1 protein-coding gene is annotated in these 913 nt (G+C 35.5%); it reads right to left on the reverse strand.

Features of this window, described 5'->3' with window-relative positions; genetic code table 11:
* Window positions 1–106 precede the first annotated feature (106 nt).
* Entirely contained in the window at window positions 107–775 is a 669-nt protein-coding gene (locus DWW13_RS18305; RefSeq protein ID WP_055222878.1) for a hypothetical protein, read from the reverse strand.
* Between the last annotated feature and the right edge of the window lie 138 nt (window positions 776–913).

The following is a 913-nucleotide window of genomic DNA, read 5'->3' on the forward strand; positions in this document are numbered from 1 at the left end:
CACTGGGCTTTTCTGCGATAACTAAAATATGTGAAGTCAATAAAAAATCCTCCTTTCAGGTAAAAGAAAAGAGCAGCCATTTCTGGCTACTCTACAAATAAGCTATCTATTGATAGTCTTGAATAAATTTTAAAAATTCATCTCCGTATTTTGTGGTTCTTTTTGCTCTTGCAAGTTCTGTTGAAACAGGTGTATCAAAATCTACAATGCTTATTAAACTGTCTGAACAAAGCTGTCCTGCAATATGTTTTACAAACATTATATCATCTGCAAAGCAAGGAAGTTTTTCAATAATTCCTTTTATCGGGTGTTCTGTTCCACCAATCGTCCGAATTGTTGTTCCGCTTCGCTTAATAACCTTTTCATTGTAATTATCTTGTGCGAAATATTTTAGCAACATTATATGACTTAATGTATAACTTCCAAGTAATGACAAGTAAAAAAGTTTTTTATCCGTTGGTATATCTATATTGTTTGCAGAAGAATAAAGTGCATTAGCAAAAAGCTCTTGCTTTTCTTTCTGATATGCTCTCATTGCTCCCATAGTTGCAACTTGAACACAAGAATAGAACGCCTCATCTTGTGCCAATTCATCTATTGAGCGTGGAATTTTTTCTAATATTTCCTCAACTCTTTGCTTCCACTCATTCATTCGTTTATCAGCCACATACCCTTGTGCCAAACTTATATACTCGGCTAAAAAACCACCTCCGGGGAATAATGATACAGCCCCTTTTCCAGTTGCTATTAAAGCGTCTGTTAATTTATTTCCCAATTCATCAGCTCCTTTGCTATATGATAATTATTTTACCACACAAAAAGAAGTTTCTCCACATTTCTTTTCAGCGTTCCGGCTCGGTTTCTTTTTTCTTCTGTACCTGTTTCAGACAGTACCCCACACAAGGGGACTGTC

This window comes from Blautia sp. AF14-40 (genome assembly GCF_003479665.1).
Taxonomy (GTDB): domain Bacteria; phylum Bacillota; class Clostridia; order Lachnospirales; family Lachnospiraceae; genus Fusicatenibacter; species Fusicatenibacter saccharivorans.